Here is a 24987-nt window from a genome sequence, read left to right as displayed (position 1 = left end):
AATCACAGGACGTGGTAAATCCGTCTCGCCTTTATTATGGCGAGCATTTCCACTATATGTCCAACTGTGTCAGAAAAGTATGACAGTTAAATTTATTCTTGAGGGATAATAGAGGGTTGAAGCGATGGTGCAACGGCTGTCGGGTGGCGCTATCGCTTACCCGACCTACGTACCGTAGGCCCGTGCAAGAGTAGCGCCGCCGGGCAAAAAACTACTCCTCCGCTGCATGTCCTTGCGGAGGTAACGGCGCGCCGTCCAGCCAGGCGGCGCCGTCGCGCATTTCCAGACGGCCATCAACAAACCAGCTCACCACCAGCGGGTAGATGGCATGCTCCTGAGCCTGAACCCGGGCGGTGACGTCATCTTCGCTGTCGCCTGCAAACACCGGCACTTTCGCCTGCAGGATCACCGGGCCGCCATCCAGTTCGTCGGTGACGAAATGGACCGAGGTGCCGTGCTCCTCGTCGCAGTTATCCAGCACCTGACGGTGGGTATTCAGGCCGGGATATTTTGGCAGCAGGGAAGGGTGGATGTTCAGCAGACGTCCGGCATAGTGCGCCACAAACGCCGGGCTGAGGATCCGCATATAGCCCGCCAGCACCACCACATCCGGGGCGTAGGCGTCGATCTCCTGCACCAGCTCGCGGTCAAAGGCCTCGCGGCTGGCAAACTGGGAGGCGCTGAGCGCATGGGCGGCAATGCCCGCCTCGCGGGCACGCTCAAGGCCGAAAGCGTCGGCCTTGTTACTGAATACTGCGCGGAGGGTGCCGTTGATTTTCTTCTGTTTGCAGGCATCGATGATAGCCTGCAAATTACTTCCGTTACCGGAAATGAGCACCACTATGTTTTTCATTCAATGACCACACGCTGTTCGGAATCAGACGCTTTGATGATACCGATTTTCCACGCGTTTTCACCTTTCGCCTGCAGCAGCGCCAGGGCATTGTCCACTTCGCTGGCCGGCAGGGCGATCAGCATCCCTACGCCGCAGTTGAAGGTGCGATACATTTCGTGATCGCTGACGTTACCGGCATCCTGCAGCCAGTTGAACACCGCCGGCCACTGCCAGGATGACTCGTCGATCACGGCCTGGGTGTTGTCCGGCAGCACGCGCGGAATGTTTTCCCAGAAGCCGCCACCGGTCAGGTGGGCGATAGCGTGAACGTCCACGTTCTCGATCAGTTCCAGAATGGATTTCACATAGATGCGGGTCGGTTCGAGCAGGTGATCGGCCAGCGGTTTGCCTTCCAGCTCGGTCGTCAGCGGGTCACAGCCGCTCACTTCGACAATTTTACGCACCAGTGAATAACCGTTGGAGTGCGGACCGCTGGAACCCAGTGCAATCAGCACGTCGCCGTCGGTCACTTTGCTGCCGTCAATGATCTCTGATTTTTCGACAACGCCCACGCAGAAGCCAGCGACGTCGTAATCTTCGCCGTGATACATCCCCGGCATTTCAGCGGTTTCACCGCCGACCAGCGCACAGCCCGACTGCAGGCAGCCTTCCGCGATACCGCTGATCACGCTGGCTGCGGTGTCGACGTCCAGCTTGCCGGTCGCGTAGTAGTCGAGGAAGAACAGCGGCTCAGCGCCCTGAACCACCAGGTCGTTAACGCACATGGCGACCAGGTCAACACCGATGGTGTCGTGGCGTTTCAGATCCATTGCCAGACGCAGCTTGGTGCCCACGCCGTCGGTGCCCGAGACCAGAACCGGTTCACGGTATTTTTGCGGCAGCGCGCACAGGGCGCCGAATCCTCCCAGCCCACCCATGACTTCCGGGCGGCGGGTTTTTTTAACTACCCCTTTGATACGGTCAACCAGCGCATTACCTGCGTCAATATCCACACCGGCATCTTTGTAGCTGAGAGAAGTTTTGTTGGTCACGGCTCAAGTCCCCACGCGATTGCATTGCGATAGTAAGAAAAATCGGCGCAATTCTAACAGTCCAGGCAAACGTTTGCGAGCCCATTCTGCAACAGAAAAAAGCGCCTCTGAAAATCCAGAGAAAATCGCACTCTGGCGCACAAACTTGAACCCGTTCACGAAAATGAAACCGGGTACATTCTTATTCTTGCAACCCCTTCGCTGAATGCACATCATTTCACTGAAACCGGTTTCTGTACTCTTTTTTGCCGATAATTAACGCTGAATGAGGGATATCGCATGTCAGGATTCAAAGAGGGTTTTCTGTGGGGCGGCGCGGTGGCGGCGCATCAACTTGAAGGCGGCTGGCAGGAGGGCGGGAAGGGCCCGAGCGTCGCAGACGTAATGACCGCAGGCGCACACGGCGTTCCGCGCGAAATCACCGACGGCGTGCTTCCGGGCAAAAATTACCCCAACCATGAAGCCATCGATTTCTATCACCGGTACAAAGAAGATATCCAGCTGTTCGCGGAAATGGGCTTTAAATGCTTCCGTACCTCGATAGCCTGGACGCGGATTTTCCCCAAAGGCGACGAACCGCAGCCCAACGAAGCGGGCCTGCAGTTTTACGACGATCTGTTTGACGAGTGCCTGAAGCACGGCATCGAGCCGGTTATTACCCTCTCGCACTTCGAAATGCCTTATCACCTGGTGAGCGAATACGGCGGGTGGCGTAACCGCAAACTGATCGACTTCTTTGTGCGCTTTGCCAGCGTGGTGTTTAAGCGTTATCAGCACAAAGTGAAGTACTGGATGACCTTCAACGAGATCAACAACCAGGCCAACTTCCACGAAGATTTCGCCCCGTTCACCAACTCCGGCCTGAAATATCAGCCGGGCGAAGATCGCGAGCCGGTGATGTTCCAGGCGGCGCACTACGAGCTGGTAGCCAGTGCTCTGGCGGTAAAAGCCGGGCGTGATATTAATCCGTCCCTGCGAATCGGCTGCATGATTGCCATGTGCCCGATCTACCCGCTGACCTGCGCCCCGGACGACATGATGATGGCGATGAACGCCATGCATCGCCGCTACTGGTTCACCGACGTACACGTCCGCGGCACCTATCCGCAGCACCTGCTGAACTACTTCGCCCGTCGCGGTTTTGATCTTGATATCACCGAAGAGGATAAAGCGGCGCTGAAACAGGGCTGTGTGGATTACATCGGCTTCAGCTACTACATGTCGTTTGCCACCAAAGCGACGGCGGATAATCCGCAGCTGGATTACGACGAAAGCAAAAGCCTGGTCTCCAACCCGTATGTGCAGAAATCGGACTGGGGCTGGCAGATTGACCCCGTTGGGCTGCGCTACTCCCTGAACTGGTTCTGGGATCACTATCAGCTGCCGCTGTTTATTGTTGAGAACGGTTTTGGCGCCATCGACGTGCAGGAGAGCGACGGCACGGTGAACGACCAGTACCGCATTGACTATCTCAGCGCCCATATCCGTGAGATGAAGAAAGCGGTGGTGGAAGACGGCGTGGATCTGATGGGCTACACCCCATGGGGTTGTATCGATCTGGTCTCTGCCGGCACCGGCGAAATGAAAAAACGCTATGGCTTTATCTATGTTGATAAAGATAACGAAGGCAACGGTACGCTGAATCGCAGCAAGAAAAAGTCGTTCGCCTGGTATCAGAAGGTGATCGCCAGTAACGGCGAGTCGCTTTAATTTCTTATTGCCGGGTGGCGGCTTCGCCTTACCCGGCCTACAAAATCGTAGGCCCGTGCAAGCGCAGCGCCGCCGGGCACAAAATCCGCCGCTCCCCCTCCAGATTTATTTGTCTGTTTTATAATCTGTAACGGTCTGTTATTCACTTTGGTTGATCCCGGTCAAGCAAGATGGGTATGGCGCTGTTCGAAAAAAGCGGTATAATCCGGCGATTTTTTTTGTGGCTGCCACCCGAAGGAGAAAGAGAATGAAGATTGTGGAAGTGAAACACCCACTCGTTAAACACAAGCTGGGCCTGATGCGTGAGCATGACATCAGCACTAAGCGCTTTCGTGAACTTGCCTCTGAAGTTGGCAGCTTACTGACCTATGAAGCAACCTCCGATCTGGAAACTGAAACTGTCACCATTGAAGGCTGGAACGGCCCGGTACAGGTTGAGCAGATCAAAGGTAAAAAAATTACCGTTGTGCCAATCCTGCGTGCGGGTCTGGGCATGATGGAAGGCGTGCTGGAGCACGTCCCGAGCGCGCGTATCAGCGTGGTCGGCATCTACCGTAACGAAGAAACTCTGGAGCCAGTACCGTACTTCCAGAAGCTGGTGTCCAACATCGACGAGCGTATGGCGCTGGTCGTTGACCCGATGCTGGCGACCGGTGGTTCGATGATCGCCACTATCGACCTGCTGAAAAATGCCGGCTGCAGCAGCATCAAGGTGCTGGTACTGGTTGCCGCGCCGGAAGGCATCGCCGCGCTGGAAAAAGCGCACCCGGACGTTGAGCTGTACACCGCCTCTGTCGATCAGGGTCTGAACGAGCACGGGTATATCATCCCGGGCCTCGGCGATGCCGGCGATAAGATTTTTGGTACTAAGTAATCGCATAACGATAAAGAAGCCGACTTTGATAGTCGGCTTTTTTTTGAATAAAACACACACAACCAATAATACTCAGAGGAAAACACTATGACGCGCCGTGCTATCGGGGTGAGTGAAAGACCGCCGCTTTTACAGACTATCCCGCTTAGTTTGCAGCACCTGTTTGCGATGTTTGGCGCAACCGTGCTGGTGCCAATCCTGTTCCACATTAACCCGGCCACCGTGCTGCTGTTTAACGGTATCGGGACGCTGCTGTACCTTTTCATCTGTAAAGGTAAAATCCCGGCCTATCTGGGCTCAAGCTTTGCCTTTATCTCCCCGGTACTGCTGCTGCTGCCGTTAGGCTACGAAGTGGCGCTGGGCGGTTTTATTATGTGCGGCGTGCTGTTCTGCCTGGTGGCCTTCATTGTGAAGAAAGCGGGTACCGGCTGGCTGGATGTGATGTTCCCGCCTGCGGCAATGGGCGCAATCGTTGCCGTTATCGGTCTTGAGTTAGCCGGTGTTGCGGCGAACATGGCGGGCCTGCTGCCAGCCGACGGCCAGTCGCCGGATACCAAAACCATTATCATCTCGCTGGTAACGCTGGGCGTGACGGTCTTTGGCTCCGTGCTGTTCCGTGGCTTTATGGCAATTATCCCGATCCTGATTGGCGTGCTGGCGGGCTATGCGCTCTCCTTCGCGATGGGCGTTGTCGATACTACCCCGATCGCGCAGGCCCACTGGTTTGCCCTGCCAACCTTCTATACCCCGCGCTTTGAGTGGTTTGCGATTTTCACCATTCTGCCTGCGGCACTGGTGGTGATTGCCGAGCACGTCGGCCATCTGGTCGTCACCGCGAACATCGTCAAGCGCGACCTGATTCGTGACCCGGGTCTGCACCGCTCGATGTTTGCTAACGGCTTCTCGACCATTATCTCCGGTTTCTTTGGCTCCACGCCAAACACCACCTACGGTGAGAACATCGGCGTGATGGCGATTACCCGCGTTTACAGTACCTGGGTTATCGGCGGCGCAGCGATTATCGCTATCCTGCTCTCCTGCGTCGGTAAACTGGCGGCAGCCATCCAGATCATCCCGGTGCCGGTGATGGGCGGCGTTTCGCTGCTGCTGTACGGGGTGATCGGTGCTTCCGGTATCCGCGTCCTGATCGAATCAAAAGTCGATTACAGCAAAGCGCAGAACCTGATCCTGACCTCGGTGATCCTGATTATCGGCGTCAGCGGCGCCAAAGTTCATATTGGCGCAGCAGAGCTGAAAGGCATGGCGCTGGCGACCATCGTTGGTATCGGCCTGGCGCTGATCTTCAAACTGATCTCTGTCCTGCGTCCGGAAGAAGTTGTGCTGGACGCCGAAGAGAGCGAAAAAATCTCGCATTGATCGTCCAACCGGGCGGTCGATCCGCCCGGTTCTCTCCCCGCTTGTTCCGTGTTAAACTCTGGGCCGATTCTGAGTAAGACCTGGTTGAGGTATTTCTGAACGCACCGGCACAGCTCTCTTTGCCACTCTATCTTCCCGATGACGAAACTTTCGCGAGTTTCTGGCCGGGTGATAACCCCTCTTTACTGGCTGCACTGCAAAACGTGTTGCGCCAGGAGCACAGCGGTTACATCTACATCTGGTCACGCGAGGGCGCGGGGCGTAGCCATCTGCTCCATGCTGCCTGCGCCGAACTCTCACTGCGCGGGGATGCGGTCGGCTATGTGCCGCTGGACAAGCGCACCTGGTTTGTGCCGGAAGTACTCGATGGGATGGAACAGCTGTCGTTGGTCTGCATCGACAATATCGAATGCGTGGCGGGGGATGAGCTGTGGGAAATGGCGATTTTTGATCTCTATAACCGCATTCTGGAGTCCGGTAAAACCCGGCTGCTGATCACCGGCGATCGTCCACCGCGCCAGCTGAATCTGGGGCTTGCCGATCTGGCTTCACGTCTCGACTGGGGACAAATCTACAAGTTACAGCCGCTTTCCGATGAAGATAAACTCCAGGCTTTGCAGCTGCGGGCGCGGTTGCGGGGGTTTGAACTGCCGGAAGACGTGGGGCGCTTTCTGTTAAAGCGGCTGGATCGCGAGATGCGCACGCTGTTTATGACTCTCGATCAGCTGGATCGGGCATCCATCACCGCCCAGCGGAAACTCACCATTCCCTTTGTAAAAGATATTCTTAATCTTTAGGCCCGGCACAGGCAGACTACCGGGCCACTTCATGCTTACTTCACAATCTCCAGCACCTGTTCAGGCGGACGGCCAATACGCGCTTTGCCGTTTGCCACCACAATCGGGCGCTCGATCAGTTTCGGATTATCCACCATCGCCTGAATTAACGCGTCTTCACCGAGCGCGCTGTCAGCCAGGCCCAATTCTTTGTAAAGCTCCTCTTTCTGGCGCATTAACTCTCTGGCGCTGGCCATTCCCAGCTGGCCTAACAGCGTGCGAACGGTGTCCGCATCCGGCGGCGTATCCAGATAGAGCACCACCTGCGGCTCAACGCCGTTGGTTTTCAGCAGGGTCAGGGTTTCGCGGCTCTTTGAGCAGCGAGGGTTATGGTAGATCGTAACCGCGTCAGACATCTTTTCTCCTTTTACATCTTTTCATACGGGCGGTAGCGCTGCTGCAGCTGGCGCAGCTGATCGATGCGGGCATCGTAACGGGCCTGCTGCAGGCTACCGAGTTTCACCTGCGAGCTGGCGCTGCTCAGCAGGGAGATGGCCTGGTCCAGGCGTCCGGCCAGGGCATAGCCTTCGGCGCGGGCCGCTAGCTCCTGATCGCGATGGCCAAGCGCGGCTTCTACCTGGGCCAGCAGATCCCAGCCGTTAGGATCATCTTTATTATTAAAGGTGTAGCGGTTGAGAATGGGGGCGGCCTCCTGCGGCTGTCCACTTTGTAAGTAAGCATTCGCCAGGTTGAGTTGCAGAACCGGATTGGTGCGCAATTCCCGGGCACCTTTCAGACGGTTGATCGCATCCTGGCCTTTTTTCTGGCCTAAATCGATGTCGGTGGCCAGATCGAGATACCAGGCATTGTTCGCCTCTGCGGTCAGCAGCGGCTGCAGATTTTTACGGGCCTCATCATAGTTGCTGGCCTCCATCGCCTGTAAAGCCCGGCCATACTGGGCCGCACGCTGTTCACGCACGTTGCCTTTGGCCAGCGCGTCCAGCAGATCGTTGGTCAGCTGGTTGCGCCCGGAATTGTACATGCCGAGGGTTCTGACCTTCGCCATATAGAAATCTTCCGAGGACTGCACCACCACCGGACGCATCTGGTTGGCGCGGTTGCGGGCATCCGAGAGGCGGCTTTCCGGCAGGGGGTGAGTCAGCAGAATTTCCGGCGGACGCGAAGAGTAGCGCGCCCGGTCGAGTAACTTTTCGAGGAAGTTCGGCATCGCCTGCGGGTCGAACCCGGAGCGTTGCAGTACCTGAATCCCGATGCGGTCCGCTTCCTGTTCATTTTGCTGGGTAAAGCTGATCATCCCCTGGCGCGTGCCCGCCAGCGTACCGGTCAGCGCCGCCATCCCCGCCTGCGGGCTGGCCATTGCCAGCAGAATGGAGCCCAGTGCGCCCACCCAGGTCAGCGGGGCGCTGCGCTTCTGATCTTCCATTGCCCGCGCCAGATGTCGCTGGGTGACGTGAGAAATCTCGTGCGCCATCACCGAGGCAAGCTGGCTTTCGTTATCGGCATAGCGGAATAACGCCGAGTGCAACACCACATTGCCGCCGAAGAAGGCGAAGGCGTTGATCTCATCGTTATTGATTAAAAAGAAGTGGAAAGGGGTCTTCACCGAATCTGCATGGGAGACAAGACGCATCCCCAGGGAATTGATGTACTGCACCAGCAGCGGATCGTTAATCAGCGGCGCACTGCCGCGCAGCTGGCGCACATAATAGTCGCCCATTTGCATCTCCTGACCAATGGAGAGCGTGCTGCCTGCCGAGGTGCCCATGTCCGGCAATGATTCTGCAGAGTCAGCGAACGCGGGCATCATCTGGCCGGCGGTCAGCGCAGCGATGAGCGTCGCAACCAACGTTTTTTTCAACTGCCTGAACATAACCTCTGTCCTGTCTGGTGAGTGTGCTAATTTGACCGAAGAACCCGCATATCGTTCATCTGCGGCTGCTCTGCGAGTGTAGCCGCGTCAGGGCGATAAGAAAATCCCTCTTTTCAGGCTTTTGCGTTTTGTGACAGAGCAAGAAAAAGCGAAAGTCTTTTCATTGACTCTCCGATACAATTCACCCTTTACGTCCAGCCATCATCTTCAGGGAAGGGTTGCATGCTCGAGTTATTAATGCAGTGGTACCGCCGACGCTTTAGCGATCCCGAGGCCATTGCTTTGCTGGTTATTCTGGTTGCCGGTTTTGGCATCCTTTTCTTCTTTAGCGGGCTGCTGGCCCCGCTGCTGGTGGCGATTGTGCTCGCCTATCTGCTGGAGTGGCCGACGGTGCGGCTGGAAAGTATCGGCTGCTCCCGCCGCTGGGCCAGCATCATCGTGCTGGTCTTTTTTGTCGGTATCCTGCTGGTGATGTCCTTTGTGGTGCTGCCGATCGCCTGGCAGCAGGGGATCTACCTGATTCGCGACATGCCCGGCATGCTCAGCAAGCTCTCTGATTTTGCCGCTACCCTGCCGCGCCGTTATCCGGCCCTGATGGATGCGGGCATTATTGATGCGATGGCGGAAAACATGCGTACCCGCATCATGACGATGGGGGACACGGTGGTGAAATTCTCCCTCGCATCGCTGGTGGGTCTGCTGACGCTGGCGGTTTATCTGGTGCTGGTGCCGCTGATGGTCTTCTTCCTGGTCAAGGACAAAGAGCAGATGCTGAACGCGGTGCGCCGCGTGCTGCCGCGTAACCGTGGCCTGGCAGGGCAGGTGTGGAAGGAGATGAACCAGCAGATCACCAACTATATCCGTGGCAAAGTGCTGGAGATGATCGTCGTCGGGGTCGCCACCTGGATTGGCTTCTTTATCTTCGGCCTGAACTATTCGCTGCTGCTGGCGGTCCTGGTGGGCTTCTCGGTGCTGATCCCCTACATCGGGGCCTTTGTGGTCACCATTCCGGTGGTGTGCGTGGCACTGTTCCAGTTTGGTCTGGGCACCGAGTTCTGGAGCTGTTTCGTCGTCTATCTGATTATTCAGGGGCTGGACGGTAACCTGCTGGTGCCGGTGCTGTTTTCGGAAGCGGTGAACCTGCATCCCATCGTCATTATTCTGTCGGTGGTGATTTTTGGCGGATTATGGGGATTCTGGGGCGTGTTCTTTGCCATCCCGCTGGCCACGCTGATTAAAGCGGTGGTGCATGCCTGGCCGGATGTGCCGGCGGTTGAGGAGTAATGTTTTCGCCGGGTGGCGCTTCGCTTACCCGGCCTACAAATCCTGTAGGCCCGTGCAAGCGTAGCGCCGCCGGGCGGCAAGCCGAATCAGGCGTTCTCTTTCACCCAGTTCAATACCACGTCGTGGTGATTGCTGGTTTTGAAGTCGTCAAACACGTGTTCAACCTTACCTTCGGCATCGATCAGGAAACTGATGCGGTGGATACCGTCGTAGGTTTTGCCCATAAAGGTTTTTTCACCCCAGATGCCAAACTCGCTGCAGACCTGATGGTCTTCGTCGGAGAGCAACGTGAAGTTGAGCAGCTCTTTTTCGGCAAAACGAGACAGCTTTTCAGGCTTATCGGTACTGATACCCAGCACTTCTACACCTGCGTTTTTCAACTCGTCCATGTTATCGCGTAGACCGCACGCTTGTACGGTACAGCCTGGCGTCATGGCTTTCGGGTAGAAATAGACCAGAACACGCTGTCCCTGGAAGTCGGTTAAATTTACTTGCTCACCGTCTTGATCGGGCAAGCTAAATTTCGGTGCGATGTCACCGGCTTTCAGTGGATTCATTACTCAACTCCGTCTTGTTCATGCTGGGAATAATTGACGACGTTTATACTGCCTTGCGCATTTAATTCTGTACAGAGGGCTTTGAACGCTTGCTCGATATTTGACGCATCCTGAGAGGCCGGGCTGTGCGCGGTGATCTGGATGAACAGTTTAGGGATGGTGTCGCCTTCACCCGGCTGGGTACGGGAGACCAGTTCGGCAATGTTCATCTGATGGCTATCAAACAGGGCGGTAAAGCGTTCGATTAAGTGCGGGGAGTCAGTCACTTCCACCTGAACCCAGACGGTTGCCGGCAGGGCCGGCTGCGGGCGCGCGGTGGTGCGCTTCATCACGATCAGCAGATCCAGCTCTGCGCCTTTTAACGGCAGGGTCGATTCAATTAAGGTGATCGCATTCCACGAACCGGAAAGCAGCATGATGAAGGTGAACTCTTCTCCGAGCATCGCCAGGCGGCTGTCTTCAATGTTGCAGCCGCAGCTACTGACGTGGCGGGTGATGGTATTCACGATCCCCGGCCTGTCGGCACCCAGCGCAGTGATAACCAGGTAATGTTGTGATGAGGTTGTCAAACCTGTTCTTCCTTTGCGTGGTTTAGTCTTTCTAAGGAAAGCATAAAAAAAACCGGCATACAATAACCTGGAGGCCTCATGTCCCTTGCTTTTATTACAGCACCAAACGTACCATTGAGACTCTTGTACGCACAGAGGATGGCCCATGTTCACGGGAAGTATTGTCGCGCTTGTTACACCGATGGATGAGAAAGGTAATGTCTGCCGGTCAAGCCTGAAGAAACTGATTGATTATCATGTCGCCAGCGGAACCTCGGCGATTGTTTCGGTAGGGACTACCGGTGAATCTGCTACGCTGAGCCATGAAGAGCATGGTGAAGTGGTCATGATGACCCTCGAACTGGCTGACGGGCGTATCCCGGTTATCGCTGGTACGGGCGCCAATGCGACCGCGGAAGCCATCAGTCTGACCCAGCGTTTTAACGATAGCGGCGTAGTGGGTTGCCTGACGGTAACGCCGTACTACAACCGTCCGACCCAGGAAGGTCTGTTCCAGCATTTCAAAGCCATCGCTGAACATACTGACTTGCCACAAATCCTGTATAATGTGCCGTCGCGCACTGGCTGCGATATGCTGCCAGAAACGGTTGGCCGCCTCGCGAAAGTAAAAAATATTATCGGTATTAAAGAGGCGACCGGGAACTTAAGCCGTGTTCATGAGATCAAAGAGCTGGTTTCAGACGACTTTATTCTGCTGAGCGGTGATGATGCGACCTCGCTGGACTTCATGCAGCTCGGCGGCCACGGCGTAATTTCCGTGACCTCCAACGTTGCAGCCCGCGATATGGCTGAAATGTGTAAACTGGCAGCTGCCGGTCACTACCAGGAAGCGCGCGTGATTAACCAGCGTCTGATGCCGCTGCACAACAAATTATTTGTCGAACCCAATCCGATCCCAGTGAAATGGGCATGTAAGGAGTTGGGACTTGTAGCGACCGATACGCTGCGTCTGCCGATGACCCCGATTACCGACCACGGTCGCGAAACGGTCACCAGCGCGCTGAAGCATGCCGGTCTGCTGTAAAGTTTAGGGAGATTTGATGGCTTACTCAGTACAGAAGTCGCGCCTGGTGAAGGTTGCGGGTGTTTCGCTTGTTATGCTGCTCGCGGCCTGTAGCTCAGATTCACGCTACAAGCGCCAGGTGAGCGGTGACGAATCCTATCTGGATGCTGCGCCGCTTGCTGAACTTCATGCGCCCGCTGGCATGATCCTGCCGATTCAGAATGGCGACTACAATATTCCGGTCACCAACGGGAGCGGCGCGGTAGGCAAAGCGCTTGATATCCGTCCACCAGCACAGCCTCTGGCGCTGGTGAGCGGGGCGCGTACTCAGTTCACCGGCGATACCGCGACGCTGCAGGTTGAGAGCGCGCGTAATGCCACGCTGTGGCCGCAGGTTGTCAGCGTGATTCAGTCGAAGAACTACACAATCACGCAACGCGACGACGCCAGCCAGACGCTGTCGACAGACTGGATCGAATGGACCCGTCTGGATGAAGATCAACAGTACCGTGGACGTTATCAAGTCTCTGTTAAACCTCAGGGTTACCAGCAGGCGGTCGTGGTTAAGCTGCTGAACCTGGAGCAGGCGGGCAAGCCAGTCTCAGATGCCGCGTCCTTGCAGCGCTACAGCACCGAGATGCTTAACACCATCGCTGCGGGCCTCGACAAAAACGCAACCGACGCTGCCAATGCTGCCCAGAGCCGCAATGGCGCAACCTTCGACGTGCAGAGCGCTGCCGACGATACCGGTCTGCCAATGCTTGTCGTACGTGGTCCGTTCAACCAGGTCTGGCAGCGTCTGCCTGCAACGCTTGAGCGCGTCGGCATGAAAGTGACCGACAGCACCCGCTCAACCGGCAGCATGGCGGTGACCTACAAGCCGCTGTCTGACAGCAGCTGGGAAGAGCTGGGCGCACGCGACCCGGGTCTGGCTTCCGGCGACTACAAACTTCAGGTCGGCGACCTGGACAACCGTAGCAGCCTGCAGTTTATCGATCCGAAAGGTCACACCCTGACCCAGTCGCAGAACGATGCGCTGGTGGCTGTCTTCCAGGCAGCATTCAGCAAATAAAAAGAGGGCTGGTTAATCCAGCCCTTTTTATTTTAGTGCTACGCAAACGTGTGCGTGGCATAATATCTCCAGTTTTGAACACAAATCATCACACCAGGAGTAATGAAGATGCAGAAGCAAGCTGAGTTGTATCGTGGCAAAGCGAAAACCGTATACAGCACGGAAAACCCGGATCTGTTGGTGCTCGAGTTCCGCAATGATACGTCAGCAGGAGATGGCGCGCGCATTGAACAGTTTGATCGTAAAGGGATGGTGAACAACAAGTTCAACCACTTCATTATGAGCAAGCTGGAAGAAGCGGGTATCCCGACGCAGATGGAAGCGTTGCTGTCCGATACCGAATGTCTGGTGAAAAAGCTGGATATGGTGCCGGTGGAATGTGTCGTCCGTAACCGCGCCGCAGGCTCCCTGGTGAAGCGTCTGGGTATTGAAGAGGGCATAGAGCTCAACCCGCCGCTGTTCGACCTGTTCCTGAAAAACGACGCCATGCACGATCCGATGGTCAACGAATCTTACTGCGAAACCTTTGGCTGGGTAAGCAAAGAGAACCTGGCGCGTATGCAGGAGCTGACCTTTAAAGCCAACGACGTGCTGAAGAAGCTGTTTGATGACGCGGGCCTGATCCTGGTCGACTTCAAACTGGAATTCGGATTGTTTAAAGGTGAGGTGGTTCTGGGTGATGAATTCTCCCCGGACGGCAGCCGCCTGTGGGACAAAGAGACGCTGGATAAAATGGACAAAGACCGCTTCCGCCAAAGCCTGGGCGGTCTGATCGAAGCGTACGAAGCCGTAGCCCACCGTCTGGGCGTCAAACTCGATTAATCCCGCCTTACCGCCAGGGGAACCTCTGTTCCTCTGGCATCTCACCCCTGTTTGCAGTGGTAATCTTGCCCCGAACCGCCTACGATCATACTTATTATCAAGATGATATTTTCGAGGTGGTTATGCGCTGGCAAGGGCGTCGTGAAAGTGACAATGTGGATGACAGACGCAGTAGCGGGGGCCCATCGATGGGCGGCCCGGGATTTCGCCTGCCGGGAGGCAAGGGCGGCATCATTATTCTGCTGGTAGTGGTGGTGGCCGGCTACTACGGCGTCGACCTGAGCGGATTGCTGACCGGGCAACCGATGCAGCAGCAGCAGTATCAGTCGCCGCGCTCCATCAGCCCGAATGAAGATGAAGCGGCGAAATTTACCTCAGTGATCCTCGCCACCACGGAAGATACCTGGGGCCAGCTGTTTGATAAAATGGGCCGGACCTACCAACAGCCGAAGCTGGTGATGTACCGCGGCGCCACGCGTACCGGCTGCGGGACCGGGCAGTCGGTAATGGGACCGTTCTACTGTCCTGCAGATTCGACCGTCTATATCGATCTCTCCTTCTACGATGACATGAAACGCAAGCTGGGCGCTGATGGCGACTTTGCTCAGGGCTACGTTATCGCCCATGAAGTGGGCCACCACGTACAGAAACTGCTTGGCATCGAGCCTAAAGTCCGTCAGCTGCAGCAGAACGCCAGCGAGAAAGAGGTTAATGCGCTGTCGGTGCGTATGGAGTTACAGGCCGACTGTTTTGCCGGCGTCTGGGGCCACAATATGCAGCAGGAGGGCGTGCTGGAAGCAGGCGATCTGGAAGAGGCCCTCAACGCCGCCCACGCCATTGGCGATGACCGTTTGCAACAGCAAAGCCAGGGGCACGTCGTACCGGACAGCTTCACACATGGAACCTCGGAACAGCGCTATAGCTGGTTCAAAAAAGGTTTTGACGGCGGCGATCCGGCACAATGCAACACCTTCGGTAAGGCCATGTAATTCTTAATGTCAGGGATGAATTTATCAGGATTGCCTGAACAACTGGCGCGAAAAGGGCACCGGCGATTGCTGGTGCTGAGCGGTGACGAGGCGTGGACACAGCAGCAGGCGCTGCTGCTGAAGGGGGATTATCCTGGCGACTGGCTGTGGGTAGGCGACGATGCCCCACAGCTCCCCTCATGTTCGCCCCAGGCGCTGAAGCAGCTGCTGGGCCGCGAGTTTCTCCATGTCATCTTCGATGCCCGTCACGGCTTCGACGTCTCGGCCTTTGCGGCCGTAGGCGGCACGCTGCGTGCCGGAAGCCTGCTGGTATTACTTACGCCAGCCCTGGAACATTGGCCGGAGAAAGCCGACCAGGATTCGCTGCGCTGGAGCGACAGCCCAGACCCGATCCCCACGCCACGCTTTATCGAACATTTTTGCCGCCACGTTTCGCGCGATCCGCAGGTTATATGCTGGCAGCAGGGCGCACCTTTTCCTCATCTGCACAATGCATATGCCCCCGACTGGCACCCGGCCAGCGGTGAGCCGCAGCGCGAGCAGGCCGGGATTCTCCATTATCTGACAACGATGCCAGAAGGGGTGGCCGCCGTGACCGCAGCGCGCGGACGCGGAAAGTCGGCGCTGGCGGGCATGCTGCTGCAACGCATTACCGGTCATGCCATTGTGACGGCCCCCGCCAGAGCGGCGACGGAGGTTATCGCCCGCTTCGGGGGTGACCGCTATCACTTTATGGCTCCTGACGCGCTGCTGGCCTCTGACCAGCGCGCCGACTGGCTGATCGTCGATGAGGCGGCGGCGATCCCCGGCCCGCTGCTGGCGCGGTTGGTGACGCGCTTCCCCCGGGTGCTGCTGACCACCACCGTGCAGGGGTATGAGGGCACCGGCAGGGGATTTCTGCTGAAATTCTGCGCCCGTTTTAGCGGGCTGCGATACTTTACCCTCAGCGAACCGGTGCGCTGGGCGGCGGGCTGTCCGCTGGAGCGCATTATCGCAGAGGTGCTGCTGTTTGATGATGCGCCCGACGACAGCCTCCCGCAGGGGGAGATCGTGTGTACGCCGCTGGAGCAGGAGGCCTGGAGCCGCGATCCTGAACTGCCGGCGGCGGTCTATAAATTGCTCTGCGCCGCTCACTACCGGACCTCACCCCTTGATCTGCGGCGCATGATGGACGCTTCCGGGCAGCATTTTTCCGTTGCCCGGGCCGGCGAGCGCGTCTGCGGCGCGCTGTGGCTGGTGGAGGAGGGCGGTCTGAGCCCGGCGCTCAGCCAGGCGGTGTGGGCGGGCTATCGCCGCCCACGCGGCAATCTGGTGGCGCAGTCGCTGGCGGCCCACGGCGGCTCACCGCAGGCCGCCACCCTTACCGCCCGACGAGTGACGCGCGTTGCCGTCCATCCTGCCCGCCAGCGCGAAGGCATTGGTCGGGCGCTGGTTGCCGCTGCCAGCCAGCAGGTGAACATCGACTACCTTTCCGTCAGCTTCGGCTACACCGAAGAGCTCTGGCGCTTCTGGCAGCGCTGTGGCTTTGTGCTGGTGCGCATGGGAAGCCACCGCGAGGCCAGCAGCGGCTGCTACACGGCGATGGCGATCCTGCCCCTCAGCGCGGCGGGGCAGGCGCTGTGCCAGCGCGAGCATCAGCGGCTCTGTCGTGATGCGCCGATCGTTGAACGCTGGAACGGTGAAAAGATCCCGGTAGTGCCAGCAGGTGAGGCTACCCTTAATGATGATGACTGGCTGGATCTGGGCGGGTTTGCCTTTGCGCATCGCCCCCTTCCTGCGGCGATGGCCAGCCTGACGCGGCTGCTGCAGGCGACGGAGCTGCCGCTGGCAGGACTGCGGGGCAGGATTGAGCAGGGGCTGGACGATAGCGCCCTGAGCCGCGCGTTGTGTCTTAGCGGGCGCAAAGCCTTGCTGAGCCATCTGCGTACCGAGACGGGCCAGGCGCTGACGCAGCTGGACAACGAACGTTGTCAGAGGCTGAAGCACCGCGTTTTGCAATGGCAATTTTTTCAATGACTTCATCAGTAAACCGGCATGTTCATTCTGCCTGTCAGGCGTAGAATCCCGCTTATCAATCAAGGAGACTGCCATGAAACATGACCATTTTGTTGTCCAGAGCCCCGATCGCCCGGCTAAACAGCTGTTGCTGCTGTTTCATGGCGTCGGCGATAACCCGGCTAATATGGCGCAGATTGGCAGCTGGTTTGCGCCTCTGTTTCCCGATGCCCTGGTGGTGAGCGTGGGCGGCGTTGAGCCGTGCGGTCCGAATGGCCGTCAGTGGTTTTCGGTGCAGGGCGTGACCGAAGAGAACCGTCAGGAGCGTGTGGATGCGATCATGCCGACCTTTGTTGACACGGTGCGTTACTGGCAGCAGCAAAGCGGTGTCGGGGCAAATGCCACCGCGCTGCTCGGTTTTTCTCAGGGCGCGATCATGGCGCTGGAGAGCGTGAAGGCCGAGGCGGGATTAGCCTCCCGGGTGATTGCATTCAATGGCCGCTATGCGACCCTGCCCGAGCGGGCGACCACCGAGACCACTATCCATCTTATCCACGGCGGAGAAGATCGCGTAATTGAGCTGTCTCATGCGGTTGCCGGTCAGGAGGCGCTGATCCGCGCGGGCGGCGATGTGACGCTGGATATTGTCGACGATCTGGGACACGCCATTGACGACCGCAGCATCCAGTTCGCGCTGGACCATCTGCGTTTTACCGTGCCGAAACACTATTTCGATGAAGCGCTCAGCGGCGGCAAGCCGAACGACGACGGTATTGTCGAGTTTTTCTGAGGGATAACCCTCTCCCCGCAAGGAGAGGGTAAAAGCGTTACTTCTTCTGGTCCTTTTTCGGCCAGTCGTCTTCGTCGTCCCACTTGTCGTTAAAGTCACGATGCGGAGGGAGGTCAGGTTTGTTGGCGAGGAATTTCTTGTGGTCAACGCGCTTGAGATCCTTGATCACGTTCAGCAGCACGCCTACCAGAAAAACCAGTACCAGGATCCACCAATATTTAGCCAGCCAGTCCATTCGCTTATCCTTCTTGGGGCAACCGTCAGGCGACGAGCTGCTCCATGATTCGTTGATACATACGGGCCAGCAGCTGCAAATCAGCGGCATTCACGCATTCATTGATTTTATGAATCGTGGCATTTACCGGCCCAAGTTCCACCACCTGCGCACCCATACGGGCAATAAAACGTCCGTCGGATGTGCCGCCCGTGGTCAGCAGTTGCGGTTTAATTTCATTATAGTGCGCGATAGCGTTAACCACCGCATCCACCAGCTTACCGCGCCCGGTGAGGAACGGCTGACCGGAGATCCACCAGTCCACGCTATAGCGCAGCTGGTGTTTCTCCAGCAGTGCCGCGACGCGGGCTTTAATCATCTCGTCCGTCAGCTCGGTGCTGAAGCGGAAGTTAAACTGCACAAACAGATCGCCGGGGATGACGTTGTTGCTGCCGGTGCCGGCCTGGATATTGGCAATCTGCATACTGGTTGGCGGGAAATAGTCGTTACCCTTGTCCCACTCGATACCCACCAGCTCGTTGAGCATCGAGGCGGCGCGGTGCACCGGGTTATCGGCCAGATGCGGATAGGCTACGTGGCCCTGAACGCCGTGAATAGTGAGATTACAGGTCATGGAGCCGCGACGGCCATTCTTGACCACGTCACCCACCACTTCGGTGCTGGACGGTTCACCCACCAGGCAGTAATCCAGGCGTTCGTTACGCGCCATCAGCGTTTCTACCACCTTCACGGTGCCGTTTTTGGCACTGGCCTCTTCATCAGAGGTGATCAAAAACGCCAGACGGCCTTTATGATTCGGGTATTGCGCCACGAAACGTTCGGCGGCAACCACCATCGCTGCCAGAGAACCTTTCATGTCCGCCGCGCCGCGACCAAACAGCATGCCGTCGCGGATCGTCGGTTCGAAAGGAGGATTGATCCAGCGGTCAGCGTCACCGGCTGGCACCACATCAGTATGTCCGGCAAACGCCAGCGTTTCGCCCTGACCACGCCAGGCCCAGAAATTTTGCGTATCGCCAAAATCCATAGGTTCGACGGTAAAACCAATCGCCCGCAGGCGTTCGATCATCAGCGCCTGACAACCCGCATCGTCCGGGCTCAGGGAGGGGCGGCGAATAAGCTGCTGAGTCAGCTCAATGACCGGGCATGACATAGACTACACCTCAATAAAATAGGTTTGGTATTGGTTTTCGTTGAAACCCAGCAGCATAGGCTTACCGGGCGCCCAGAGCAATGGGCGTTTGATGATTGCTGGCATTTCAACCATTAAGGCGGCGGCGCTGTCGGCATTGTCGATGCTGGCGCGCAGGCTCTCATCCAGTTTGCGCCAGGTGGTACCGCGGGTGTTCAGCAGGGCTTCCCAGCCCAGTTCCGCGATGAATTTTTGCATTAAATCCGCATCAAGACCGTCGGCGCGATAGTCGTGAAAACGGTAATCGACGTTGTTTGCCTCCAGCCAACGGCGGGCCTTTTTGATGGTGTCGCAATTTTTGATGCCGTAAAGGGTAATCATGGTGAATCCTTTTGTCTTAACAGGGAGCGATTGCTCAGTATTTTCGATGTTTAAGCGATTGCGAAAATATAACACATTTGTTTTATTACTTAATTTTATATTGAGGGGTGGTATAAATAATGTACAGCGCATGAATATTATTTCACCTTTATCGCATAGAAGTCCAGGTGCTAAAAAGTCGTGTAAGAACAGCCGCTAATTAATTTTTTCGTCGTTAATTAAGGTTATTTCAAAATATTGCAGTTGGTCACATAAAATTTATCGGACTGGACCCATATTATCTACAAGCCAGTCGTACCAACGGGGGTAGAGCAGTATCACTGATTAAAAAGTCTTCACAATGATGATATATTCTCGTAGAATGGCCATAATAATAAGAGAGGTAGTTATGATTGAACGTGAACTGGGGAACTGGAAAGATTTTATCGAAGGCATGCTTCGTAAATGACATTCAGGAAGAACTGCAAGAGCACTTAATTAGCTAAATAACAATAATGTGAAAATAAACACATAAAAAAGGCGGCCGGTAAGGACGCCTTTTTCATTTTCAATATCTTATTTCTGTTTTTCCTTTAGCGGGAAACGTCGGCGGACCAGCACAAAGAACAGCGGAACAAAGTAAATGGCGAGGATGGTGGCGGAGATCATCCCGCCCATTACCCCGGTTCCCACCGCGTGCTGGCTGCTCGATCCCGCCCCAGAGCTGGTGGCCATCGGCAGCACGCCGAAGACAAACGCCAGCGAGGTCATGAGGATCGGACGCAGGCGCTGGCGACAGGCGTCAAGGGTCGCAGCCATCAGCTCCTGGCCTTTCTCATTCATCTCATTAGCAAACTCGACGATGAGAATGGCGTTCTTCGCGGAGAGGCCAATGACCGTTAACAGCCCGACCTGGAAGTAGACGTCATTCTCCAGCCCGCGCATCCAGGTGGCGAGAAGGGCACCGATTACCCCCAGCGGCACCACCAGCATGACGGAGAACGGCACTGACCAGCTCTCATACAGGGCGGCCAGACAGAGGAACACCACCAGCAGCGACAACGCATAGAGCGCCGGCGCCTGGGCACCGGAGAGGCGTTCCTGATAGGACATCGCGGTCCACTCAAGGCCAAACCCGGCAGGCAGCTGCTGCACCAGATTTTTCATCACGTCCATGGCGGTGCCGGTACTGACCCCCGGCGCGGCCTCACCGACAATCTCTACCGCTGAATAGCCGTTGTAGCGTTCCATACGCGGAGAACCGGTTTCCCAGCGCGAAGTGGCGAAGGCCGAGAAGGGCACCATGCCGCCGTCTTTGTTGCGCACGTACCACATGTTGATATCGTCCGGCAGCATGCGGTATTTGGCTGCCGCCTGCACGTAGACCTTTTTCACGCGGCCCCGATCCATAAAGTCGTTCACGTAGCTCGAGCCCCAGGCGGTTTGCAGGGTGTCATTGATATCGTCAATGTCCACGCCCAGCGCCTGCGCCTTACGCTGGTCAATATCAATCTGCAGCTGCGGGCTGTCGTCCAGACCGTTGTGGCGCACGCGCGTGAGGGAAGGATCCTCCCCGGCCAGCTCCAGCAGTCGGTCGCGGGCGGCCATCAGCGCCACATGCCCGGCTCCGGCGTGATCCTGCAGCTCCATATCAAAACCTGCCGAACTGCCGAGCCCGCTGATGGCCGGTGGGCTGCTGGCGAAGACCCGCGCCTCTTTGATGTGGCTGAAGGCTTTGGTGGCGCGCTCGATGATGGCGAACGAACTGCCGGTTTTGGCATCGCGCTCATCCCAGTCTTTCAGGCGCACGAACATACGCGCCACGTTCTGCCCGTTCCCGCCAGGGCCAGAGCCCACGGTAGCAAAGACCGACAGCACGTTGTCTTTCTCTTTGTTGAAGAAGTAGGACTCCACCTGCTGAACCACCTTCAGGGTCTGCTGCTGGGTAGAGCCGCTGGGCAACTGCACCGAGGTGATAAACATGCCCCGGTCTTCAAGGGGCAGGAACGAGGTCGGCAGACGCAGGAACAGGAACACCATACCGCCCAGCAGAAGGACGTAAATCAGCACCCAGCGCAGGCTGCGGTGCAGGATCCGCCCGACGCCCGCCTCATAGCGCGCGGCGTTGCGGTTAAACATGCGGTTGAACCAGCCAAAGAACCCTTTCTGGCCGTGCTGTTCGCCCTTATGCAGCGGTTTAAGCAGAGTGGCGCAGAGGGCCGGGGTGAGGATCATCGCCACCAGTACCGACAGCACCATGGCTGAGACGATGGTGATCGAGAACTGACGATAGATCGCGCCGGTGGTGCCGCCAAAGAAGGCCATCGGCACGAATACCGCCGACAGCACCATGGCAATACCTACCAGCGCCCCCTGGATCTGTTTCATCGATTTTCGCGTCGCTTCGCGCGGGGAAAGCCCCTCTTCGCTCATGATACGCTCGACGTTCTCCACCACCACGATGGCGTCATCCACCAGCAGGCCTATCGCCAGCACCATGGCAAACATGGTGAGGGTGTTGATGCTATAGCCAAAGGCGTAGAGCACCGTAAAGGTGCCCATCAGTACCACCGGCACGGCGATGGTCGGGATCAGCGTGGCGCGGAAATTTTGCAGGAACAGGTACATCACCAGGAACACCAAAGCGATGGCTTCCAGCAGGGTTTTCACCACATCTTCAATCGAGGCCTTCACGAAGGAGGTGGTTTCATAGGCGATTTTGTACTCGAGGCCGTGAGGGAAATAGTGCGACAGCTCGTCGAGGCGGTTAATGACCAGTTCTGCCGTGGCCATTTCGTTGGCGCCGGAGGCCAGCTTTACCCCCAGGCCGGAGGCCGCTTTGCCGTTAAAGCGGCTCAGGTAATCGTACTTCTCGGCACCCATTTCGACGGTGGCGACATCGCCCAGCCGCACTTCCGAACCATCCTGGTTGACGCGCAGTGTGATATCGCGGAACTGCTCCGGGGTCTGCAACAGCGACTGGGAGTTAATGGTGGCGTTCAGCGCCTGCTTATCAATGGACGGCGTACCGCCCAGCTGGCCGACCGCAATCTGCGCATTTTGTGATTCGATGGCGTCGGTAACATCTTTCGCCGTCATCTGAAAACTGTTCAGCTTCGCCGGGTCGAGCCAGATGCGCATCGAGTATTGTGAGCCGTAGGCGTCGATATCCCCCACGCCGTTGATGCGGCTGAGCGGATCCTGAATATTACTGGCGACATAGTCAGCGATATCCTGCTTATCCATCGATCCGTCATTGGAGACAAAGGCGATGGTCAGAATGTTGGTATCGCCGGTTTTACGCACCGTCACGCCCTGATTCTGCACCGCCTGCGGCAGCTTACGCAGCGCGGACTGCAGCTGGTTTTGCACCTGCTGCACCGCTTCATCCGGGTCAGCGCCCGCGGTAAAGCTCAGCGTGACCGTCGCCTGCCCGGTGGCGCTGCTCTGGGAAGACATGTACATCAGGTTGTCGAGGCCGGTCATGTTCTGCTCGATCACCTGGGTGACGGTGTTCTCCAGAGTTTGCGCGGATGCCCCCGGATAGTTAGCCGTGATCCGCACGTTAGGCGGGGCCAGATCCGGGTACTGTTCAACAGGAAGGGAAAAAATGGCCAGCGTGCCGGTCAGGCACAACAAAATTGCCAGCACCCAGGCAAAAATGGGGCGATCGATGAAAAAATTCGCCATTAAAATAAGACCTCGTTTTGCTGCGCGTCGTCATTGTACATTGCCCGCATAACTCTAGCGGCAAGGCGGATGCCAAACGTGGAGAAATAAAGGAGATAATGTAAATTATCATGCGCTTTATTCGCGTCGTTGCCCGTTGTGAAGCGGTGAGTATTGTCTATCCGCATGGCTGACTGGTGACATTCCCCCCGTTTTTACCGTTATTTACCCTCGGTAGCGGCTGACGAGCGGAAACAGACGCTGACCTGCGTCCCTCCGCCGGGCGGCTGCGAGAAGTGCAGGGTGCCCCCCAGCCTGTCGGCGCGCTCGCGCATGATGTTCAGACCGTAGTGACCCGGCGGCTCGCTGGCGTCGCCAATCCCGATACCGTTGTCGCAAATGTTCACCCTATGGCTACCGTCCGGGGCGGTAACGCAACTGACCTCAATGTCGCTGGCCTGGGCGTGCTTGATGGCGTTTAGCACCGCCTCGCGCACAATTTGCAGCAGGTGGACCTGCATCTGGGCGTCCAGCGCCAGGGAGGAGAGCTGGCAGTCGAGGCGCAGTGTTGCGCCGGTCTGCTTCTGGAGATCCTCCAGCGTCTCCTGTAGCGCAGCGGGCAGGTTGGCCTGGTTCAGCGTCAGGCGGAAGGTGGTAAGCAGCTCGCGCAGCTGGCGGTATGCGGCATTCAGCGCCCGGGAGAAATCGGTAATGATCGCCTGCGCTGCCTCGTTTTCCTCCGGCACCGCATGTTTAAGCAGCGTCAACTGAATGCGCAGATACGACAGCACCTGCGCCAGCGAGTCGTGCAGCTCGCGGGCGATGGTGGCGCGCTCCTCCATCAGCAGCAGCTGGTGGTAGTGCTTTTGCGCCTGGTTGGAAAAGAGGCCGCGCCCGAGCATGGTGGCGACGCTTTTCATCAGCGGGATCGGCACGGCGCGCTGCTCGCTTTGCCAGCGTAGCTCACCGAACCGGGTCTCCAGCATAATGACCGGCAGCACCTGCGTCTCCAGGTGCTCGGCGGCCTCGCCCTCCTGCATTTTCCAGCCGTCGCTGGTATGCAGCGCCAGCCAGGCGATCCCGGTGTATTCGCGCACGGTCTGCAGGATATGACGGAAGCAGTGGCTGTCGATCTTGCTGGTGTTCATCTCCTGTGAGCAGGTAAACAGCATCTCCAGCTGCTGGTGGGCCTCGTGCAGATGGTGCGTCTTCTCTTCAACCGAAATTTCCAGAGAGCGGTACAGGGTGTGCAGCTCGGCGGCCATATGGTTAAAGGTGCGGGAAAGCAGGCCAAGCTCGTTCGGCAGATCGGTATCCGGCACCGGGGTATCAAACCGGCCCTGTTCGATGTGCAGGCTGGAGGCGACCAGACGATTGAGCGGGGCGACCACCTGCTGGCGGATCCGCCGCAGCGTGCTGAGCGCCAGCAGAATGATGCCGATCGCGCCGGCAAAGGAGATGGCGAACACCAGCTGGATTTTATGTTCGGCGTAATGCTGCAGGGAGAGGACAAAGGCATCGATACGCGCCACATACTCATCCATATGGTTCTGATACCAGGCGTAATCACCCTGATCGAGTTTCTCGTTAACACCCTGCCACGCCAGCTGCAGCAGGTGATAACGCTGTTGAACCTCATCCGGCACGTACCAGCTTTTCAGGGTGAGCAGGGCGGGGGCATTCAGCGTTTGCTGCCAGGCCTGTCGATGAGGCAGCAGATCGGCGCTGCCCCGTTGTATATCGTAACCCAGGCGATAGCTCTGCATCCGCAATGACCCCGCCAGGTTGATCGCTTCGGCGTCGCGCTGGCTGCTGGCGAGGGTAAACAGCGCAATGGCGCTTGTCAGCAGCGACAGGGCAATGATGGCGAAAAAGGCCCGGGCAAGGCTGCGTGAAACCGGTTGTTTAACTATCACAAATCGCGTCCTGAGCTAATACGAAACAGACCTGAACAACGTTTCCGTAGGGGGAATGAAACGTAATTTCATCAGGAAT

23 protein-coding genes are annotated in these 24987 nt (G+C 57.3%); 12 read left to right on the top strand and 11 right to left on the bottom strand.

Going from position 1 to position 24987, the window contains the following annotated elements; genetic code table 11:
- Nucleotides 1-211 precede the first annotated feature (211 nt).
- Both purN and purM read right to left on the bottom strand, forming a co-directional pair.
- On the bottom strand, nucleotides 212-853 hold the full coding sequence (purN, locus tag GNG27_RS16905) for a phosphoribosylglycinamide formyltransferase (protein WP_156264334.1): 642 nt from the start codon (nucleotides 851-853) through the stop codon (nucleotides 212-214).
- Nucleotides 850-1887 (bottom strand): phosphoribosylformylglycinamidine cyclo-ligase, encoded by a 1038-nt coding sequence (purM, locus tag GNG27_RS16900; RefSeq protein ID WP_106994629.1) that lies wholly within the window; start codon nucleotides 1885-1887, stop codon nucleotides 850-852. Before purM ends, purN begins: the two co-directional genes overlap by 4 nt.
- 279 nt (nucleotides 1888-2166) lie before the next feature.
- On the opposite strand from purM, the gene GNG27_RS16895 reads away from it, so the two are divergent.
- From GNG27_RS16895 to GNG27_RS16880, 4 genes are all read left to right on the top strand, one after another.
- The gene (locus tag GNG27_RS16895; protein WP_156264333.1) at nucleotides 2167-3597 is read left to right on the top strand and encodes a 6-phospho-beta-glucosidase; all 1431 of its coding nucleotides are present in this window, start codon (nucleotides 2167-2169) and stop codon (nucleotides 3595-3597) included.
- Between the two features lie 247 nt (nucleotides 3598-3844).
- The gene (gene upp, locus GNG27_RS16890) at nucleotides 3845-4471 is read left to right on the top strand and encodes a uracil phosphoribosyltransferase (protein ID WP_032613066.1); all 627 of its coding nucleotides are present in this window, start codon (nucleotides 3845-3847) and stop codon (nucleotides 4469-4471) included.
- An 87-nt stretch (nucleotides 4472-4558) separates the two neighbouring features.
- Nucleotides 4559-5848, top strand: coding sequence for a uracil permease (gene uraA, locus GNG27_RS16885; protein ID WP_142486670.1), 1290 nt, complete (start codon nucleotides 4559-4561; stop codon nucleotides 5846-5848).
- 95 nt (nucleotides 5849-5943) lie between these two features.
- The gene (locus GNG27_RS16880) at nucleotides 5944-6645 is read left to right on the top strand and encodes a DnaA inactivator Hda (RefSeq protein ID WP_221888536.1); all 702 of its coding nucleotides are present in this window, start codon (nucleotides 5944-5946) and stop codon (nucleotides 6643-6645) included.
- A 35-nt stretch (nucleotides 6646-6680) separates the two neighbouring features.
- Here GNG27_RS16880 and arsC read toward each other — a convergent pair whose 3' ends face one another.
- Nucleotides 6681-7040 carry an arsenate reductase (glutaredoxin) gene (gene arsC / locus GNG27_RS16875; protein ID WP_156264332.1) on the bottom strand — a complete coding sequence of 120 codons (360 nt, stop codon included), beginning with the start codon at nucleotides 7038-7040 and terminating at the stop codon, nucleotides 6681-6683.
- Between the two features lie 11 nt (nucleotides 7041-7051).
- On the bottom strand, nucleotides 7052-8515 hold the full coding sequence (gene bepA / locus GNG27_RS16870) for a beta-barrel assembly-enhancing protease (protein ID WP_142486667.1): 1464 nt from the start codon (nucleotides 8513-8515) through the stop codon (nucleotides 7052-7054).
- A gap of 222 nt (nucleotides 8516-8737) precedes the next feature.
- Here bepA and GNG27_RS16865 point away from each other — a divergent pair, with 222 nt between their 5' ends.
- A complete protein-coding gene (locus tag GNG27_RS16865) occupies nucleotides 8738-9799 on the top strand; it encodes an AI-2E family transporter (RefSeq protein ID WP_156264331.1) in 1062 nt (353 codons plus the stop codon).
- A gap of 86 nt (nucleotides 9800-9885) precedes the next feature.
- Here GNG27_RS16865 and bcp read toward each other — a convergent pair whose 3' ends face one another.
- Nucleotides 9886-10356 (bottom strand): thioredoxin-dependent thiol peroxidase, encoded by a 471-nt coding sequence (gene bcp, locus GNG27_RS16860; protein ID WP_142486666.1) that lies wholly within the window; start codon nucleotides 10354-10356, stop codon nucleotides 9886-9888.
- Nucleotides 10356-10925 carry a glycine cleavage system transcriptional repressor gene (locus GNG27_RS16855; RefSeq protein ID WP_032613050.1) on the bottom strand — a complete coding sequence of 190 codons (570 nt, stop codon included), beginning with the start codon at nucleotides 10923-10925 and terminating at the stop codon, nucleotides 10356-10358. Before GNG27_RS16855 ends, bcp begins: the two co-directional genes overlap by 1 nt.
- 145 nt (nucleotides 10926-11070) lie before the next feature.
- On the opposite strand from GNG27_RS16855, the gene dapA reads away from it, so the two are divergent.
- The 6 genes from dapA (at nucleotide 11071) to ypfH (ending at nucleotide 17596) form a co-directional block, all read left to right on the top strand.
- Nucleotides 11071-11949, top strand: a complete 879-nt coding sequence (gene dapA, locus GNG27_RS16850) for a 4-hydroxy-tetrahydrodipicolinate synthase (protein WP_156264330.1) — start codon at nucleotides 11071-11073, stop codon at nucleotides 11947-11949.
- A gap of 16 nt (nucleotides 11950-11965) precedes the next feature.
- Entirely contained in the window at nucleotides 11966-13000 is a 1035-nt protein-coding gene (gene bamC, locus GNG27_RS16845; protein ID WP_142486663.1) for an outer membrane protein assembly factor BamC, read from the top strand.
- Nucleotides 13001-13108: 108 nt separating this feature from the next.
- Nucleotides 13109-13822 (top strand): phosphoribosylaminoimidazolesuccinocarboxamide synthase, encoded by a 714-nt coding sequence (purC, locus tag GNG27_RS16840; RefSeq protein WP_142486662.1) that lies wholly within the window; start codon nucleotides 13109-13111, stop codon nucleotides 13820-13822.
- Nucleotides 13823-13944: 122 nt separating this feature from the next.
- Nucleotides 13945-14811: a neutral zinc metallopeptidase gene (locus tag GNG27_RS16835; protein ID WP_142486661.1), complete on the top strand. Its 867-nt coding sequence runs from the start codon at nucleotides 13945-13947 to the stop codon at nucleotides 14809-14811.
- 15 nt (nucleotides 14812-14826) lie between these two features.
- Nucleotides 14827-16827: a tRNA(Met) cytidine acetyltransferase TmcA gene (locus tag GNG27_RS16830; protein WP_304599207.1), complete on the top strand. Its 2001-nt coding sequence runs from the start codon at nucleotides 14827-14829 to the stop codon at nucleotides 16825-16827.
- Between the two features lie 73 nt (nucleotides 16828-16900).
- Complete coding sequence (gene ypfH, locus GNG27_RS16825; protein WP_156264328.1) at nucleotides 16901-17596, top strand: esterase; 696 nt, start codon at nucleotides 16901-16903, stop codon at nucleotides 17594-17596.
- Between the two features lie 37 nt (nucleotides 17597-17633).
- Here the strand turns inward: ypfH and GNG27_RS16820 are convergent, their stop codons facing one another.
- The 3 genes from GNG27_RS16820 to GNG27_RS16810 are packed head-to-tail and all read right to left on the bottom strand — an operon-like array spanning nucleotide 17634 to nucleotide 19344.
- Nucleotides 17634-17831, bottom strand: coding sequence for a YpfN family protein (locus GNG27_RS16820; protein WP_095453344.1), 198 nt, complete (start codon nucleotides 17829-17831; stop codon nucleotides 17634-17636).
- Between the two features lie 25 nt (nucleotides 17832-17856).
- Nucleotides 17857-18984 (bottom strand): succinyl-diaminopimelate desuccinylase, encoded by a 1128-nt coding sequence (gene dapE / locus GNG27_RS16815; RefSeq protein WP_156264327.1) that lies wholly within the window; start codon nucleotides 18982-18984, stop codon nucleotides 17857-17859.
- 3 nt (nucleotides 18985-18987) lie between these two features.
- Nucleotides 18988-19344, bottom strand: a complete 357-nt coding sequence (locus tag GNG27_RS16810; protein WP_156264326.1) for an ArsC family reductase — start codon at nucleotides 19342-19344, stop codon at nucleotides 18988-18990.
- A gap of 388 nt (nucleotides 19345-19732) precedes the next feature.
- On the opposite strand from GNG27_RS16810, the gene ypfM reads away from it, so the two are divergent.
- Nucleotides 19733-19792, top strand: coding sequence for a protein YpfM (gene ypfM, locus GNG27_RS16805; protein WP_015572204.1), 60 nt, complete (start codon nucleotides 19733-19735; stop codon nucleotides 19790-19792).
- Between the two features lie 107 nt (nucleotides 19793-19899).
- Here the strand turns inward: ypfM and acrD are convergent, their stop codons facing one another.
- Complete coding sequence (acrD, locus tag GNG27_RS16800; RefSeq protein WP_156264325.1) at nucleotides 19900-23013, bottom strand: multidrug efflux RND transporter permease AcrD; 3114 nt, start codon at nucleotides 23011-23013, stop codon at nucleotides 19900-19902.
- Nucleotides 23014-23213: 200 nt separating this feature from the next.
- Nucleotides 23214-24908, bottom strand: coding sequence for a nitrate/nitrite two-component system sensor histidine kinase NarQ (gene narQ / locus GNG27_RS16795; protein ID WP_156264324.1), 1695 nt, complete (start codon nucleotides 24906-24908; stop codon nucleotides 23214-23216).
- Nucleotides 24909-24987 lie beyond the last annotated feature (79 nt).

Origin of the sequence: Leclercia sp. 119287 (assembly GCF_009734485.1) — a bacterium.
In the GTDB taxonomy this organism is placed as follows: Bacteria; Pseudomonadota; Gammaproteobacteria; order Enterobacterales; family Enterobacteriaceae; genus Enterobacter; species Enterobacter adecarboxylatus_C.
Note: the sequence above shows the minus strand (reverse complement) of the source record. Positions and strands in the feature narration are given on the sequence as shown.